General features: G+C 70.9%; 12 protein-coding genes and 1 pseudogene. 10 read left to right on the top strand and 3 right to left on the bottom strand.

Translation table 11 applies throughout. The annotated features are described in order from the left end of the window. Window position 1: 1 nt before the first annotated feature. The gene (locus KXC43_RS52695) at window positions 2–1015 is read right to left on the bottom strand and encodes an ArsR family transcriptional regulator (RefSeq protein WP_221376584.1); all 1014 of its coding nucleotides are present in this window, start codon (window positions 1013–1015) and stop codon (window positions 2–4) included. Between the two features lie 131 nt (window positions 1016–1146). On the opposite strand from KXC43_RS52695, the pseudogene KXC43_RS53555 reads away from it, so the two are divergent. From KXC43_RS53555 to KXC43_RS14585, 5 genes and pseudogenes are all read left to right on the top strand, one after another. After that, window positions 1147–1491, top strand: a pseudogene (locus tag KXC43_RS53555) (alkaline phosphatase D family protein); the annotation flags it as partial. Next, window positions 1468–2049 (top strand): alkaline phosphatase D family protein, encoded by a 582-nt coding sequence (locus tag KXC43_RS53550; RefSeq protein ID WP_438870890.1) that lies wholly within the window; start codon window positions 1468–1470, stop codon window positions 2047–2049. The pseudogene KXC43_RS53555 and the gene KXC43_RS53550, both read left to right, overlap by 24 nt. Before the next feature lie 53 nt (window positions 2050–2102). Continuing rightward, window positions 2103–3626: an alkaline phosphatase D family protein gene (locus KXC43_RS14595; RefSeq protein ID WP_221376583.1), complete on the top strand. Its 1524-nt coding sequence runs from the start codon at window positions 2103–2105 to the stop codon at window positions 3624–3626. 218 nt (window positions 3627–3844) lie between these two features. Then, the gene (gene ileS, locus KXC43_RS14590; RefSeq protein WP_221376582.1) at window positions 3845–6964 is read left to right on the top strand and encodes an isoleucine--tRNA ligase; all 3120 of its coding nucleotides are present in this window, start codon (window positions 3845–3847) and stop codon (window positions 6962–6964) included. A 149-nt stretch (window positions 6965–7113) separates the two neighbouring features. Continuing rightward, window positions 7114–7788: a lysophospholipid acyltransferase family protein gene (locus KXC43_RS14585; protein ID WP_221376581.1), complete on the top strand. Its 675-nt coding sequence runs from the start codon at window positions 7114–7116 to the stop codon at window positions 7786–7788. A gap of 3 nt (window positions 7789–7791) precedes the next feature. Here the strand turns inward: KXC43_RS14585 and KXC43_RS14580 are convergent, their stop codons facing one another. Both KXC43_RS14580 and KXC43_RS52340 read right to left on the bottom strand, forming a co-directional pair. Then, window positions 7792–9252, bottom strand: coding sequence for a cryptochrome/photolyase family protein (locus KXC43_RS14580; RefSeq protein WP_221376580.1), 1461 nt, complete (start codon window positions 9250–9252; stop codon window positions 7792–7794). 28 nt (window positions 9253–9280) lie between these two features. Next, window positions 9281–10384: a hypothetical protein gene (locus KXC43_RS52340; protein ID WP_221376579.1), complete on the bottom strand. Its 1104-nt coding sequence runs from the start codon at window positions 10382–10384 to the stop codon at window positions 9281–9283. A gap of 167 nt (window positions 10385–10551) precedes the next feature. Here KXC43_RS52340 and KXC43_RS14570 point away from each other — a divergent pair, with 167 nt between their 5' ends. The 5 genes from KXC43_RS14570 (at window position 10552) to KXC43_RS14550 (ending at window position 17062) form a co-directional block, all read left to right on the top strand. Continuing rightward, window positions 10552–11349: an alpha/beta fold hydrolase gene (locus tag KXC43_RS14570; protein WP_221376578.1), complete on the top strand. Its 798-nt coding sequence runs from the start codon at window positions 10552–10554 to the stop codon at window positions 11347–11349. A gap of 12 nt (window positions 11350–11361) precedes the next feature. Further along, on the top strand, window positions 11362–13863 hold the full coding sequence (locus KXC43_RS14565; RefSeq protein ID WP_308129082.1) for a SpoIIE family protein phosphatase: 2502 nt from the start codon (window positions 11362–11364) through the stop codon (window positions 13861–13863). Continuing rightward, on the top strand, window positions 13863–14246 hold the full coding sequence (locus tag KXC43_RS14560) for an STAS domain-containing protein (protein ID WP_221376577.1): 384 nt from the start codon (window positions 13863–13865) through the stop codon (window positions 14244–14246). Before KXC43_RS14565 ends, KXC43_RS14560 begins: the two co-directional genes overlap by 1 nt. A 100-nt stretch (window positions 14247–14346) precedes the next feature. Next, on the top strand, window positions 14347–16290 hold the full coding sequence (locus KXC43_RS14555) for a TIGR03960 family B12-binding radical SAM protein (protein ID WP_221376576.1): 1944 nt from the start codon (window positions 14347–14349) through the stop codon (window positions 16288–16290). A gap of 1 nt (window position 16291) precedes the next feature. Beyond that, a complete protein-coding gene (locus tag KXC43_RS14550; protein ID WP_221376575.1) occupies window positions 16292–17062 on the top strand; it encodes a TIGR03936 family radical SAM-associated protein in 771 nt (256 codons plus the stop codon). Window positions 17063–17194 lie beyond the last annotated feature (132 nt).

The raw sequence follows: 17194 nt of genomic DNA, 5'->3' as shown, positions 1-17194 counted from the left end.
CCTACGAAACGAATTCGGTGCGGGCCGAATCCTCGCCCAGCAGGGTCACCAGAGCCGTTCCCGCGGGTTCCAGACCGTAGAGAACCCGGCGCCCCACCCGCCGGCGGTGGACGACCCCGGCGGCGAGCAGGCCGGCGAGATGTTCGGACACCGTGCTGGGGGCCAGGCCCAGGGCAGTGGAGAGCCCGGTCGTGGTGGCCGGCACGGTCAACGCGCGGAGCACTCCGGCCCGGCCGCGACCGACCAGGATGGCCAGGCGGTCGTCCGCCAGAGGGGACGCGGGCGTCTCGGTCAGCACCGCCGAGCCCCGCGACTGGTAGGTGACCATGATGAGGTCGGGCTGGTCGCCCGAGCACAGCAGCGCGCCCCGCGAGAAGATCAGCGGGACGAGCAGAAGCCGCTGGTTGACTGCCTCGAACGACTGGTCGAGCGACTTGACCAGGGTGAGTACCGGCCGTTCCCAGCGGATCCGGTCGTGCAGCCGGGAGAGCAGCGCGTCGGGGCCGTCGGCGGCCAGCGCCCGGGCGCGCAGCAGCACCTCTTCGTCGAGGGCGGACCGCATGGCCGGCCAGTAGGGCGCGATCGCCGCGTCCCAATATGCCTGAACGCCGTCCGCGAGCCGGCCGAGAGCCGCCCGCTGATCGTCGCGGAACGGCCGCATCAACTCCGGCAGCGAGCCGTCCGGGTAGTGCTTGGCGAACTCGCTTGTGATCACCTCGGGCGGGGTCGCCCGGAGCTGGTCGAGCTGCTCGCCGATGGTGGGCATCGGGCTGTCCGGCGGCGGGCAGAGGAAATCGGGCGAGACCGACGGAAGGTTCAGATAGAGCGAGACCGGGCCGGTGGCCGGGTCACGACGCAGGATCTCGCGGGTGCGGCGGGCCCACCCGTCGTAGGGCCACGGCACCCCGCCCGGGTTGCGTTCCAGCAGAAAGAGGCTGCAGGCGACCTCGGCCAACGGGTTGATCGCGATCCTCGTGCGCGACAGCGTGGGCTCATCGATCTCGATGCGGATCACGGGGTGCAGTCTAGGATGCAGCCGCATATGGCCATGACCCCGATGACCCGGCGCGGCCTGCTCGGCCTCGGCGTCGTGGGTGGTGTGGCCGGCCTGGCCGGCAGCGCGCCCGCGCTCTCGCGCAGCCTCGATCGATCTTTGAATCGATGCGCCGGCGGCGGCCCGACTTCCTGCTGCACAGCGGAGACGCGGTCTATGCCGACGAGCCGTTGACCGGGACGGTGACGCTGCCCGACGGCCGGGTCCGGCGGAATCTGGTCACCGAGGAGAAGTCCAAGGTGGCCGAGACGCTGCGCGAGCACCGGGGGCAGTACGCCTACAACCTGCTCGACGACGCGTACCGCCGATTCGTGGCCGAGGTGCCCCAGATCAACCAGTGGGACGACCACGAGGTCGCCGACAACTGGTACCCGGGGGAGATTCTGGACGACCCGCGCTACACCGAGAAGCGGGTGGATGTGCTGGCTGCGCGGGCCCACGCCGATCCGGCGCGCGGCCTGCTCGGCGCCGCCCAGCGGGCCTGGCTGATCAACGGCCTCCGCGAGTCCCGCGCGACGTGGAAGGTGATCGCCAACGACACGCCGCTCGGGCTGGTCGTGCCGGACAGACCGGCCGCCCAGGAGGGTGTGGCCCAGCGTGACCCGGGCGCCCAAGGGCCGCGAGCTCGAGTTCGCTCAGGTGCTTCGGTCGGCCCACCGGCACGGCGTGACCGGCATCGTGTTCCTGACCGCCGACGTGCATTACACCGCCGCGCACCACTACGTCCGGCCCGCGCGGCGGTCCAGGACTTCACGCCGTTCTGGGAGTTCGTCTCCGGCCCGGCGCACGCGGGCGCGTTCGGCCCGTTCCCCCTGGACCGCACGTTCGGCCCACGGGCCGTCTTCCAGCACGCTCCGCCCGCGCCCTTCACCTCGCCGGCCGTGGGCTTCCAGCACTTCGGCGAGGTCGAGATCGACGCCGAGACGCGCGAGTTCAAGGTCAGCCTGCGCGACCGCGACGGCGTGAATCTGTGGTCGGTGACGTTGCCACCCTGAAGTTCAGGGCACGGCCACCGGGAGGCCATTCGGGATCGATAGGTATCAGAGTCATGACCTCGATCTCACGACGGAATCTGCTCCGGGCCGGAGTCGCCGGCGGCGTCGTCAGCCTGGCCGGCGGCGCGCCCGCGTTCTCCTGGGCCGGCTCCCGGCCCGTCCTCACCCACGGCGTCCAGAGCGGCGACCCCGTCGGCAACTCGGCCGTGGTGTGGAGTCGCGCCGACCGGCCCGGGCGGCTCTGGGTGCAGGTCAGCAAGCGGCCCGACTTCCGGGGCTCGCGGGTGCTGCGCGGCCCGATCGTCACCCCCGGCTCCGACTTCACCGGCAAGCTGACGCTGCGCGGGCTGCCCGCGGGTGAGCGCATCCACTACCGGGTGCGGGCCGAGAGCCTGGACCGCCCGGGGTTGTTCGGCGCTCCGGTGAGCGGGTCATTGCGTACGGCGGGCCGCAAGGGCGTCCGGTTCGTCTGGACCGGCGATGTGGTCGGCCAAGGCTGGGGCATCGATCCCGCGTACGGCGGCTTGAAGCTCTTCGAGTCGATGCGCCGCCGCCAGCCGGACTTCCTGCTGCACAGCGGAGACACCGTGTACGCCGACGGGCCGCTGAGCGAGACCGTGACGCTGCCCGACGGGCGGATCTGGCGCAACGTGGTCACCGAGGAGAAGCTCAAGGTGGCCGAGACGCTGACGGAGTACCGCGGGCAGTACGCCTACAACCTGCTCGACCCGGCCTACCGGGCGTTCGCCGCCGAGGTGCCGCAGATCAACCAGTGGGACGACCACGAGGTCACCAACAACTGGTACCCCGGCGAGATCCTGGACGACGCCCGCTACACCGAGAAGCGGGTGGATGTGCTGGCCGAGCGGGCGCGGCAGGCGTACCACGAGTGGGTGCCGACGCCCTTCCGCGAAGGGCCGGTGCACCGCAAGATCTCGTACGGGCCGCTCCTGGACATCTTCGTGCTCGACATGCGCACGTTCAAGGACGCCAACGACGGCAACACGTACGCGGACCCGGCGCGCGGCCTGCTCGGCCGCGAGCAGCGGCAGTGGCTGATCCGCGGCCTGCGGGAGTCGAAGGCGACCTGGAAGGTGATCGCCAACGACCTGCCGATCGGCCTGGTCGTGCCGGACGGCGCGGCCGCCCAGGAAGGGGTGGCCCAGGGCGACCCGGGCGCGCCGAAGGGCCGTGAGCTCGAGTTCGCCCAGGTGCTGCAGTCGGCGCACCGGCACGGCGTGACCGGCATCGTCTTCCTGACCGCCGACGTGCACTACACGCAGGCCAACCACTACGACCCGGTCCGGGCGGCGATCCAGGACTTCACGCCGTTCTGGGAGTTCGTCTCCGGCCCTGCGCATGCGGGCGCGTTCGGTCCCAACGCCCTGGACGGCACGTTCGGCCCCCGAACCGCCTTCGTGAACGCCCCGCCGGTCGCCAACACGTCCCCGGCCGACGGCTTCCAGCACTTCGGCGAGGTCGAGATCGACGCCGGGACCAGGGCGTTCACCGTGCACCTGCGCGACCGTGAGGGCGCGTCGCTCTGGAGCACCACCCTGGCCGCCCCGCGGCGCTGAAAATTCGGGAGGGCCGGTATCGTTGTCTGTGCGCAGGCGACGATCCGGCCATCACCGGGGAGCTTCCGGAAGAACAGACCTGGCGGTCTCAGTAGAACCGGCTGGCGGCGGCCAAAGGAATTGAGCGGGCGGAGAGATCCGTCAAGCGAGGTGGTACCGCGGGCTGAACGCTCGTCCTCGCAGTCTGATGACGACTGCTATGAGGGGAACCGCCGACCATGGCCTATCCGAAGCACACCGACGCCACGGGCGTGCCGGCCAGCCCCGACCTGCCCGCCGTCGAGCGCGCGGTCCTCGATCACTGGGCGGCCGACAAGACCTTCGAGGCATCCGTCGAGCAGCGCCCGGCCGGGCGGGACGGCGCCAACGAGTACGTCTTCTACGACGGCCCGCCGTTCGCCAACGGTCTGCCGCACTACGGGCACCTGTTCACCGGCTACGTGAAAGACCTCGTCCCGCGCTACCAGAGCATGCGCGGCAAGCGCGTGGAGCGCCGCTTCGGCTGGGACACGCACGGGCTGCCGGCCGAGGTCGAGGCCGAGAAGCAGCTGGGCATCAGCACCAAGGCCCAGATCGTCGAGCTCGGCATCGACAAGTTCAACGAGGCCTGCCGTACGTCGGTGCTCGCCTACACCAAGGACTGGGAGCGCTACGTCACCCGGCAGGCCCGCTGGGTCGACTTCGCCGACGACTACAAGACCCTCGACCCCAGTTACATGGAGTCGGTCATGTGGGCGTTCAAGACCCTGCACGACAAGGGTCTGGTCTACGAGGGCTTCCGCGTCCTGGCCTACTGTTTCCGGTGCGAGACCCCGCTGTCGAACACCGAGACCCGGATGGATGACGTCTACCGGGACCGCACCGACCCAGCGCTGACGGTCACCTTCCGCCTGGAGACGGGCGAGGACATCGCGGTGTGGACCACGACGCCGTGGACGCTGCCGTCCAACCTCGCGCTCGCAGTCGGCCCGTCCCTGGAGTACGCGATCCTGGAGAAGGACGGGAAGCGGCTCATCATGGGAGCGTCGAGGACACCCTCGTACGCGAAGGAGCTCGAGGGCTGGACACCGGTCGGCACGATCCTCGGCAGCGAGCTGGCCGGCCGCCGGTACACCCCGATGTTCGACTTCCTGGTCGAGAAGGGCGGACCGAACGCGTTCCAGGTGCTCGCGGCCGACTACGTGAGCGACGAGGACGGCACCGGCGTCGTCCACCAGGCGCCGGCCTTCGGCGAGGACGACCAGAACGTCTGCAACGCGGCCGGCATCCCGACCGTGGTGACCGTCGACGAGCACACGCGCTTCACCGCGCTCGTGCCGGACTGGCAGGGCACGCAGGTGTTCGACGCCAACAAGCCGATCATCGCCCGTCTCAAGGAAGAGAACAAAGTCCTGCGCCACGAGGGGTACACGCACTCGTACCCGCACTGCTGGCGCTGCGACACGCCGCTGGTCTACAAGGCGGTGTCGTCGTGGTTCGTGGCCGTGACGAAGTTCCGCGACCGCATGGTCGAGCTCAACCAGGAGATCACCTGGACGCCGGCCCACATCAAGGACGGCTCGTTCGGCAAGTGGCTGGCCAACGCCCGCGACTGGTCGATCTCGCGCAACCGGTTCTGGGGCTCGCCGATCCCGGTCTGGAAGTCGGACGACCCCACCTACCCGCGGGTCGACATCTACGGCTCCTTCGAAGAGCTCGAGCGCGACTTCGGCGTCAAGATCGAGGACCTTCACCGCCCGTACGTGGACGAGCTGACCCGCCCCAACCCGGACGACCCGACCGGGCAGTCGACCATGCGCCGGGTGCCCGAGGTGCTCGACTGCTGGTTCGAGTCGGGGTCGATGCCGTTCGCCCAGGTGCACTACCCGTTCGAGAACAAGGACTGGTTCGAGCACCACTACCCGGGCGACTTCATCGTCGAGTACATCGGCCAGACCCGGGGCTGGTTCTACACCATGCACGTGCTGGCCACCGCGCTGTTCGACCGGCCGGCGTTCCGCAACTGCCTCAGCCACGGCATCCTGCTCGGCGAGGACGGCCGCAAGATGTCCAAGTCGCTGCGCAACTACCCCGACGTCTACCAGGTCTTCGACACCCACGGCTCGGACGCGATGCGCTGGATGCTGATGTCGTCGCCGGTGCTGCGGGGCGGGGACATGCCGGTCACCGAGGTGGCCATCCGCGACTCGGTGCGCCAGGTCCTGCTGCCGCTGTGGAACGTCTGGTACTTCTTCAGCCTGTACGCGAACGCCTCCGCCCACGAAGCGAAGTTGCGCACCGACTCGCAGCACCTGCTCGACCGCTACATCCTGGCCAAGACGGGCGAGCTGGTCACCGACGTCCAGAACCAGATGGACGAGTACGACATCTCGGGCGCCGCCGCCTCGGTCCGGTCCTACCTCGACGCGCTGACCAACTGGTACGTACGCCGGTCGCGCGACCGTTTCTGGCAGGGCGACGCCGACGCGTTCGACACCCTGGCCACCGTGCTCGAGACCCTGTGCCGGGTGGTGGCGCCGCTCGCGCCGCTGACCACCGAGGAGATCTGGCGCGGTCTGACCGGCGAACGCTCGGTGCACCTGACCGACTGGCCCGACGCGTCGGCCTTCCCGTCCGACCACGAGCTGGTGGCGTCGATGGACGCGATCCGCGACGTGGCCTCGGCCGCGCTCTCGCTGCGCAAGGCGCGGGGCCTGCGCGTGCGGCTGCCGCTGGCCAAGCTCACGGTGGCCACCGCCGACGCCGCGGCTCTGGCCGGCCTGGCCGACCTGGTGGCCGACGAGGTCAACGTCAAGGAGGTCGTCCTCACCGACGACGTGGCCGCCTCCTCCGAGCAGGTCCTGACCGTCGTGCCGCGGGCGCTCGGCCCCCGGGTCGGCAAGCAGGTGCAGCAGGTCATCAAGGCGGTCAAGGCCGGCGACTGGCAGCTGGTCGACGGCGCGCCGGTGGCCGCGGGCGTCACGCTGCGCGAGGGTGAGTACGAGCTGAAGCTGGTGGCGGCCGACGTTGAGAACTCGGCGCCGCTGCCGGGCGGCGCCGGCGTCGTCGTGCTCGACACGGCGGTGACCCCGGAACTGGCGGCTGAGGGCCTGGCCCGCGACGTCATCCGGGTCGTGCAGCAGGCCCGCCGCGACGCCGGCTTCGACGTCTCGGACCGGATCGCGCTGGTCGTCTCGGCGGCCGGGCCGGTGCGGGCAGCGGTCGAGGCGCACCGTGACTTCGTCGGCGGCGAGACGCTGGCGACGTCGGTGACGCTCGCCGACGCGGGCGCCGAGGGCTTCGCCGGCGAGGTCGGCGACGGAGATCAGGTAACAGTTCAGGTCTCGAAGGCGGTCTGAAATCGGCGGCCGGTCCGGATATTCCGCACAACTGTGACGAATGTTCGGGCCGGTCGGTCGGCTCGACGAGGACTTCCGCGTTTCCGTCCGATAACCTGACCGCGCCCCCCACATTTTCGTGCGCACGCCTGTCCCCGGAGGAACCCCAGTTGCCGCTGCTCTACACGATCGGCAAGTTCACGGTCGGCAACGCGATGATGCTCGGCTGGCGTCCCCACGTCGAGGGCCTCGAGCACATCCCCCGGACCGGTGGCGTGGTGTTCGCCGGCAACCACCTCTCGGTCGCCGACGAGCTCTTCCTCGGCTCGGTGGTGCCCCGTCACCTCGCCTTCTGGGCGAAGGAGGAGTACTTCGACGGCACGGGCGTCAAGGGCTGGTTCAACCGCAGCCTGATGCACGGGCTCGGCGCCATCCGGGTGGCCCGCGGCGGCGGACGGGCCGCGCTCACGGCGTTCGACGGCGCCATTCCCGTCCTCAAGTCCGGTGACGCGGTCGCGCTCTACCCCGAGGGCACCCGCTCGCCCGACGGGAGGCTCTACCGCGGCCGCACCGGCGTGGCCCGGCTCTCGGTGGCGGCCGGGGTGCCGATCGTCCCGGTCGGCATGCTCGGCACCGACAAGGTCCAGCCCATCGGTCAGCTGCTGCCCAGGCCGGCGCGCGGTGTCGTCACCGTCCGGTTCGGCGAGCCGATCTCGACCGTCGGCCGGTCCGACGACCGCACGGCGTTGCGCGAGCTCACCGACGAGGTGATGACCGAGATCCAGAAGCTCACCGGTCAGGAGTACGTGCCGCGGTATGCCCCGGCCAAGCCGCCCAAGGAGTAGGGGTCAGGGGGCCCGCGAGCCGCGCGCCTCCTCCTGTTCGATCAGCGCCTCGACGTCGCTCAGCCGGTGCAGGCCGTTGAGCGGCTGGCGCATGCGGTGGTTGCCGGCGAACGCGCCCTCGTTGTGGGCCAGGAACGCCCAGTAACCGGCCGTGTACGGGCACGCGTCGTCGCCCACCCGCACCTTGGGGTCGTAGCGGCAGCCGCCGCAGTAGTCGCTCATCCGGTTGATGTAGGCGCCACCCGAGGCGTACGGCTTGGTGCTCATCCGCCCGGAGTCGGCGTACTGGCTCATGCCGATCACGTTGGCCGTCATCACCCACTCGTAGCCGTCGACGAACGAGCGGTGGAACCAGTCGGCCATCGCGCCGGGCCGCCACCCGCGCTGCATGGCGTAGTTGCCGAGCACCATCAGGCGCGGGATGTGATGCACCCAGCCGCGGTCGCGCACCCCGGCCAGCACGTCCGACAGGCAACGCGCCTCGACCGCGCCGGCGTCCAGGTCGGCGAACCAGCGCGGCAGCTCCCGGCGCGCCCCCAGCTCGTTGGAGGCCCGGTAGTCCGGCTCGAAATACCAGTACAGGTGCCAGATGAAGTCGCGCCAGCCGATGATCTGCCGGACGAAGCCCTCCACGCTCGCCAGCGGGGCTTCGCCTGCGCGGTACGCCTGCTCGGCGCGCTCCACGACCTCGAGCGGATCGAGCAGGCCCAGGTTCATGGCGGCGCTCAGCAGGCTGTGGCTCATCAGCGGGTCGCCGGCGAGCATCGCGTCCTCGTACGGGCCGAACGTGGGCAGCCGGTGGGTCACGAAGTGCCGCAATCGGGCCAGCGCCTCGGTCCGGGTCGCCGGGAACATCCGCGGGCCGTCGTTGCCCACGAACTCGATGCCGTCCTCGCTCTGCCAGCGGTCGAGGTCGGCCCGCACCTGCTCGTCGATCTCGTCCTCGACGATCGCCGGAGGAGCGGGCACGTCGAGCCGCTGGACGCCGCGCGGCGGTGGCTCGCGGTTGTCGGCGTCCAGGTTCCACTTGCCGCCGGCCGGCTCGGCGCCGTCCATGAGGATGCCGTGCCGCTGCCGGGCGTCGCGGTAGAAGTCCTCCATCCGCAGGTGGCCGCGGCCGTGCGCCCAGGTCGTGAAGTCGGCCGGCGCGGTCACGAAGCCGCGCGGCGGCAGCACCTCCTGCACCTGCTCCAGGCGGTGGACCAGGTCGCGGGCCGCCCGTGAGGTGGGATGGCAGACGGTCACCGGCTCGGTCAGAGCCTCGGCGTACGTGTCGGCTGCGACGAGCCGTACCCCGTTGTCCCGGGCCCGGTGCCGCAGGGCGGAGAGGATCAGGTGCGCCTTCTGGCGGTGGAAGGCGCGGCGCCGGAACACCGCCTTCGACTCCACGAGCAGCACCTCCTGGCCCGGGGCGTCGAGGAAGTGCGGGCCGAGCTGATCGGCGAAGAGCCAGCGTCGGGTCATGTGGTCATCGTGCCCGGCCCCGGCCCGGTCAACCGGGAGACAGCACTTCTTCCCGCAGGCGGGCGACCAGGTCGGCGCTGTCGGTGATCGAGCGGCGGGTCAGCAGCACGGTGGCCAGGCTGCCGTGGTCGGCCCAGGCGCAGACGACCACCGAGACGCCGTCGTCGCGGCCGACGCCGCAGCTCTGGTGGGCGCCGGACTCGCCGAGGTCGAAGGACTGCACGTCCTTCAGGTTGTAGGCGGAGGCGACCTGGTCGAGGCGGCCGCGGACGTCGGAGCCGGGGGTGAGCCGGAAACCGGTCTCGCCGTAGACGGAGACCCGCTTGCCGCGGCCGTCCCGGTAGACGCCGGCGAAGCCGTTGGGGCCGGTCTCCTCGGTGTCGCGCAACTGCAGGTCGGCGAAGGACTTCGGCAGGGCGGCGCTGACCGGGTACTGCCGGGCGCTCGGCCACTGGAACCAGGCGAAGGGGAGACCGCAGCAGCAGACCACGCCGAGCAGGCTCAGCAACGCGAGCCGGCGGCCCCAGCGGCGCTTGCGGCGGGGCGGAGGCAGGGGCCGGCTCGGCTGGCGCGGGGCCCACGGCGGCGGAGCCGGCAGCCGGCGGCCCTGGACGATCGGGCCGGGCGGCGGCGAGGGCGGGGCCGGGGGACGGGTCTGGACGGGCAGGCGGTTGGCCGTGGCTGCCTTCTCCAGGCGCTTGCGTTCCTTCTTGGAGAGCTTCGGCGGCGGCGGCTCGGCGCCGGCCGGCGGCGGGGCGGTGGGCGCGGCGGTGGGCGGCTGCTCGACCTTTGTCGGTGCCGGCGGCTCGACGCGGGTCGGGGGCGGCGGGGCCGCCGGCTGCGCGGTCGCCGGCACCTCGGTGACCTCGGGAAAGGGGAAAGCGTCCCACGGCGTGTCCTGGTCGGCCCACGGGTCGACCGCCGGGGTGGTCGCCCAATGCTCCTCCTCGACCGGCTGAGGTTCGCCGTCGCGACGCCACCAAGGCTTCTTCGGCGACGGCTCGGGCACGGCCGCGGAGGCGCTCCAACGCGCCGGCGCGTCCACGGTAGAGGGTTCGGAGCCGGTGTCGAGCCGGGTCGGGTCGGGCACTCCGGCCGCCGGCTGAGTTTCCTCCGGCTGCTCGTGGGCCATCGGTTGATCTCCTTCACTGCCGGCAGGATTCCCGGCGAGGCGGTCAACTCCCAGGTTAGAGGCGGTGCGCCACCCGCGGCCTCTGTCCTGAGACCGGTTCCCGCGTACAAATGCCGGACAACCAGGGCGATGTGCGAGACGCTCTGGAGCCGTAGAGTTACCGGGACATGAGAACGACACAGCGGAACGCCGTCACTCTGACCGGGAATCCCACCGGTCAGCCGATGGTGTTCGCCCACGGTTACGGCTGCGACCAGAACATGTGGCGTCTTGTCGCTCCGGCCTTCGCGGACTCTCATCGGCTCATACTTTTCGATCACGTCGGCAACGGCCGGTCCGACCTGTCGGCCTACGACGACGACCGCCATTCCACGCTCGGCGGCTACGCCGACGACATCCTCGACATCCTGCACGAGCACGACCTGTGGGACGTCGTCTTCGTCGGCCACTCGGTGAGCGCCATGATCGGCGTGCTCGCGGCGATCAAGGAGCCCGAGCGCTTCGCCCGCCTGGTGCTCATCGGCCCGTCCCCGCGCTACATCAACGAGCCCGTCGAGGGCTACGTGGGCGGCTTCAACAAGGACGACATCGAGTCGCTGCTCGTCTCGCTCGACAGCAACTATCTCGGCTGGTCGAGCACCATGGCGCCAGTGATCATGGGCAACTCCGAGCGGCCCGAGCTCGGTGCCGAGTTGACCAACAGCTTCTGCCGCACCGATCCCGAGATCGCCAAGAAGTTCGCGCGGGTCACGTTCCTGTCCGACAACCGCGACGACCTTCTCGAGTTGCGCACACCCGCGCTCATCCTCCAGTGTTCCGATGATGTGATCGCGCCGGCCGCCGTCGGCGACTACGTTCACAAGCACATCACCGGGAGCACACTGGTGCACCTCAACGCCACGGGCCACTGCCCCAACCTGAGCGCCCCGGAGGAAACCATCGACGCCATGAAGGCCTGGCTTTAGAAGCGGCGGACCGTGAGTGACTCTGGTGGGCCGGACGTGACGCAGGACCTGCGGCCGCCCTGGGACGAAGACCCCGACGACCTGTACGAGCACGCGCCGTGCGGGTACCTGACCACGCTCCCCGACGGCACGATCGTCCGGGTCAACCAGACGTTCCTGAGCTGGACCGGATACACGCGCGGCGAGTTGGTCGGGCACCGCCGGTTCCGTGACCTGCTCACCTCCGGCGGGCAGATCTATCACGAGACCCACTACGCCCCGCTGCTGCGCATGCAGGACGAGGTGCACGAGCTCGCGTTCGATGTGGTCTGCTCGGACGGACGGCAGCTGCCCACGCTGGTCAACTCGGTGCTGGCCCGCAGCGGGACGGGGCAGCCCCGGGCGATCCGCACGACCCTGTTCAACGCCACCGAGCGCCGCCAGTACGAGACGGAACTGCTGCTCGCGCGGCAGATCGCCGAGTCCTCCGAGCGGCGGGTCCGGGTGCTGCAGCAGATCGTGGCCGACCTGGCCGCCGCGCCGACCGAGGCCGAGGTGGCCGAGGCGGTGGTCCGCGCACCCGAGGCCGCCTTCGGCGCGGCCAGCAGCAGCATCTACCTGGTCGACGACGAGCGTGACGTCATCTACGCCGTGGCGTCGACCGACCCGACCACCGGCAACTGGGACGACATGCCGCGCACGTCCGAGCGGGCCGTGGCCCGGGTGGCCGAGCGCGGCGACCTGCACGTGGTGCCCTCGGTCGCCGAGGCCCGCACGCACTTCCCCGACCTGGTCGAGAGCATGCGCCGCTCGGGCCGCAACACCGTCGTGCTGCTGCCGCTGACGACCGGCCCGGCCGACGAGCGCTCCACCGTCGAGACGCTCGGCGTGCTGGCGTTCAGCTTCAAGGGCGAGCGCAAGCTCACCGACGGTGAGCTGCGGGTCGTCCGCCTGCTCGGTCAGCAGTCCGGCCAGGCGCTCGACCGGGCCCGGCTCTACGACGAGGTCCGCCGCCGCGAGGACCGCTCCAAGTTCCTGGCCGGCACCACGCGGTCGCTCGACGAGCTGCACCGGCTGCTGCCGCGCACCCGCCGGCTGATCGACCGGGTCGTGCCCGAGATCGCCGACTGGGCCGAGGTGCGCCTGCAGGTGGGCACGCCCGCGCTTGTCGAGCACGGCGGCGGTCCCCGCCCCGACGAAGAGCTGCTGACCCAGCGGCTGGGCAAGGTGGCCGCGAGCGGCGAGCCGGTGTTCGCCGCCGAGGGCGACCAGCTCGACTGCTCGGTGCTGCCGCTGACGGCCCGGGGGCTGGTGCTGGGCACGCTGGCGCTGCGGATGTCCACCAACCGGCGCGGCATCGCGGCCGAGCAGGCGTTCCTGATCGAACTGGCCGACCGGGCCGGGCTCGCGCTGGAGAACGCCCGCCTCTACGAGCAGGAACGGCAGATCGCCCGTACGCTCCAGCGCAGCCTCCTCGCCGGCGACCTGCCCGGCGGCGACAGCCGGTTCGCGGTCGAGACCCACTATCAGGCGGCCGCGCTCGACCTCGAGGTCGGCGGCGACTGGTTCGACGCCTTCCTGATCACCCCGGACAAGCTGGCCGTCGTGGTCGGCGACGTGGTCGGCCGGGGCATCGAGGCAGCCACCACGATGGGCCAGCTCCGCAGCGCGGTGCGCGCGCTCGCCTCCAGCGCGACCGGGCCGGCCCAGCTGATCGAGGGGCTGGACCGGTTCGTCGAGCGGGTCGAGTCGGCCCGCATGGCCACCGTGGCCTACGTCGAGGTCGACCTGGCCAACGGCGAGGTGGCCTACTCGTGCGCCGGCCACCTGCCGCCGCTGCTGCAGGAGCCGGCCGGCTCGCCGGAATACCTGCTGCAGGGCCGCTCGGCGCCGCTGGGTTCCAAGGCCGGCAACAAGGTCCGCACCGAGCACCGCCGCCGGTTGCCCGCCGGCAGCCGCCTGCTGCTCTACACCGACGGCCTGATCGAGCGCCGCACCCGCCCGATCGACAAGGGCTTCGAGCTGCTCGCCCGCGAGTGGGCGCGGCGCCGGGACGCCCCTCTGCAGGGGCTGGCGGCCACCCTGGCCGACACCCTGGTCGGCCGCGACCACAGCGACGACGTCTGCATGCTCTGCCTGACGCTCGGCGCCGAGGAACGCATCGAGCGCACGATCGGCGCCGACCGCATGCAGATCGCCCTGCTCCGAGCCGACCTGCGGGCCTGGCTGGTGGGCCACGAGGTCGAGCCCGAGTGCCGCGACGCGGTGCTGCTGGCCTGCTCCGAGGCGGTGGCCAACGCGATCGAGCACGGCTACCGCGACGACCCGTTCGGCATGATCGACGTCGTGGCCACGGTGACCGCCGACGCGGTCGAGGTGCGGGTCACCGACCGGGGCACCTGGCGCGGCGCGGTCAGTGACGTGGCCCGCGGGCGCGGTCTCCAGCTGATCCGCGAGTCGATGGACCAGGTCCTGTTCGACCGCAGTGACGGCACCACCGTCACCATGCGGCGTGGGCGGCGGGAGGTGAGGTGATGGAATTCACCCGGGGTGGCCGCCCCGTGCCGAGGGGCGATCTGCATCGCTGGGTCACCTTCTCGACGTTGGGCGACGCCGAGCTGGTCTCGCTGACCGGCGAGATCGATCTGTCCAACGCGCCCGAGATCGGCAAGGCGATCGTCGAGCGGATCGAGAAGGCCGGCAAGGTGCTCATCGACCTGACCACCGTCTCGTTCCTCGACAGCGCCGGGGTACGCCTGCTCGACGCGCTGATCGGTGATCTCAACGACCACGGCAAGCCGGCCCGGCTGGTGGTGGGGGAGACGGGCGCCGCCCGCATGACGCTCCAGCTGTGCGCGTTCCGCGAGGACGTGCTGGCCACCGACCTCGACCGGGCCGCAGCCGAGATAGGCAGCTGACGCGCGTACCCTAGAGGCCCATGAGCGAGCGGAGCGAGCGAATCAACCAGCACAGCGCGTTGGTGCCTCATGTCGGCACGGAGCGAAGCGGAGTGCCGGCATGAGTGTCCGTTCCGTCTTCCCGCAGCTCGAGCAGCTGCTGCCCCGGGTCAGCAAGCCGATCCAATACGTGGGTGGCGAGCTCGGCGCCGTCGTCAAGGACTGGGACGCGACGACGGTCCGGTGGGCGCTGATGTATCCCGACGCCTACGAGGTGGGCCTGCCCAACCAGGGCGTCCAGATCCTCTACGAGGTGCTCAACGAGCAAGAGGACGTGCTGGCCGAGCGCACCTACGCGGTCTGGCCCGACCTCGAGGCGCTGATGAAGGAGAACGGCGTCCCGCAGTTCACGGTCGACGCCCACCGCCCGGTCAAGGCGTTCGACGTCCTCGGCCTGTCCTTCGCGACCGAGCTCGGCTACACCAACATGCTCTCCGCGCTCGACCTGGCCGGCATCCCGCTGATGAGCGCCGACCGCGACGAGAGCCACCCGATCGTGCTGGCCGGCGGTCACGCCAGCTTCAACCCCGAGCCGATCGCCGACTTCATCGACGCCGCCGTGCTCGGCGACGGTGAAGAGGCCGTCCTCGAGATCACCGGCATCATCCGGGAGTGGAAGGCCGAGGGCTGCCCCGGCGGCCGCGACGAGCTGCTGCTGCGCCTGGCCCGCACCGAGAGCATCTACGTCCCCCGCTTCTATGACGTCGACTACCTGCCCGACGGCCGCATCCAGCGGGTGGTGCCCAACCGCCCCGACGTGCCGTTCCGCGTGGCCAAGCGCACGACGATGGACCTCGACGCCTGGCCCTACCCCAAGAAGCCCCTGGTCCCGCTGGCCGAGACGGTCCACGAGCGCTACGCGGTCGAGATCTTCCGCGGCTGCACGCGTGGCTGCCGCTTCTGCCAGGCCGGCATGATCACGCGCCCGGTGCGCGAGCGCTCGATCACCACGGTCGGCCAGATGATCAAGGAAGGCCTCGAGTACTCGGGCTTCAGCGAGGTCGGCCTGCTCTCGCTGTCGAGCGCCGACCACTCCGAGATCGGCGACATGTGCTCCGGCCTCGCCGAGCAGTACGAGGGCACCAACGTGTCGCTGTCACTGCCCTCGACCCGGGTCGACGCCTTCAACATCGACCTGGCTCAGGAGCTGTCGAAGAACGGCCGCCGGACGGGCCTGACCTTCGCGCCCGAGGGTGGATCCGAGCGCATCCGCAAGGTCATCAACAAGATGGTGACCGAGGAAGACCTGATCCGGACGGTCGTCACGGCGTACTCGAACGGCTGGCGCCAGGTCAAGCTCTACTTCATGTGCGGGCTGCCGACCGAGACCGACGACGACGTGCTGCAGATCGGCCGCATGGCGCACGAGGTGATCAAGGCCGGCCGCGCCGCCGCCGGCACCAAGGACATCCGCTGCACCGTCTCGATCGGCGGTTTCGTGCCGAAGCCGCACACCCCGTTCCAGTGGGCGCCGATGGTGCGTCCCGAGGTCATCGACGCCCGCCTCCAGATGCTCAAGCAAGAGATCAACAGCGACCGGTCGCTGGGCCGCGCGATCGGCTACCGCTACCACGACGGCGAGCCCTCGCTGATCGAAGGCCTGCTCTCGCGGGGCGACCGCCGGGTCGGCGCGGTCATCCGCCGGGTGTGGGAAAAAGGCGGCCGGTTCGACGGCTGGAGCGAGCACTTCTCGTACGCCCGGTGGGTCGAGGCCTGCGCCGAGGTGCTGCCCGGCTTCGGTGTCGACCTCGACTGGTTCACCACCCGCGAGCGTCAGCACTCCGAGGTGCTCCCCTGGGACCACCTGGATTCCGGCCTCGACAAGGACTGGCTCTGGCAGGACTGGCAGGACTCGACGTCCGAGTTCGAGCAGGACGACTGCCGCTGGACCCCGTGCTTCGACTGCGGCGTCTGCCCGTCGATGGACACCGAGATCCAGATCGGCCCCACCGGCAAGAAGCTGCTGCCCCTGACTCCGGTCAACTCCCTGCGGCTGCCCGCCTGACATGGCCCCCAAGAATCAGCCCGTCGGCGGCCAGGCGCCGGTCGTCCAGCGCATCCGTCTGCGCTACGCCAAGCGCGGCCCGCTGCGCTTCACCTCCCATCGCGACTTCGCCCGCGCGTTCGAGCGGGCGTTGCGGCGGGCCGCCGTGCCCATCGCCTTCTCCCAGGGCTTCACCCCGCACCCCAAGATCTCGTACGCGAGTGCGGCCCCGACCGGCGTGGGCAGCGAGGCCGAATACCTCGAGATCGGTCTGCAGGCCGAGGTCGATCCCGGGCAGCTGCGCGTCGCCCTCGATGCCGCGCTCTCCCCGGGCCTCGACATCCTCGACGCGGTGATCGCCGGTCCGGGCAGCCTGGCCGACCGGATCGACGCCTCGCACTGGCGGATCGAGCTGCCCACGGTCGAGCCGGCCGACGCCGAGGCGGCCGTCCGGGCGTTCACCGGGCTTGAGGAAGTGCTGGTAGAGCGCATGACGAAGCAGGGTCGGCGCTCTTTCGACGCCCGACAGGCAGTGGCCCGGATCGATGTGACGGACCAGTCCGCCGTACCTTCCGAGGCGGACGGCGCGTCGTGTGCGATAATCGACCTTGTCGTACGACAGGTGACACCCGCCGTACGACCCGATGACGTCCTTTCCGGCCTGCGCGTGGCGGCTGGTCTGGAGCCGCCGGTGCCCCCACGGGTTACCCGGCTGGCCCAGGGCACGCTCACCGCACAGGGGGATATCGTCGATCCGTTGGACGCGGATCGCGAGCCTGCCCTTCCGGGGTAAGGATCGCTCCATCGGAGGCGCTGGCTGCAACCGGCGCCTGTTGACAGACTTCGGCAGCCCGTCCGCTCACCCGGCGGGACCGAAATACTTGCGGCGACCCTGCGTGGCAGCGCTCAAACGCGCCCGGGGCCG

The sequence above is a fragment of the Paractinoplanes polyasparticus genome (genome assembly GCF_019710575.1).
Taxonomy (GTDB): Bacteria; Actinomycetota; Actinomycetes; order Mycobacteriales; family Micromonosporaceae; genus Actinoplanes; species Actinoplanes polyasparticus.
Note: the sequence above shows the minus strand (reverse complement) of the source record. Positions and strands in the feature narration are given on the sequence as shown.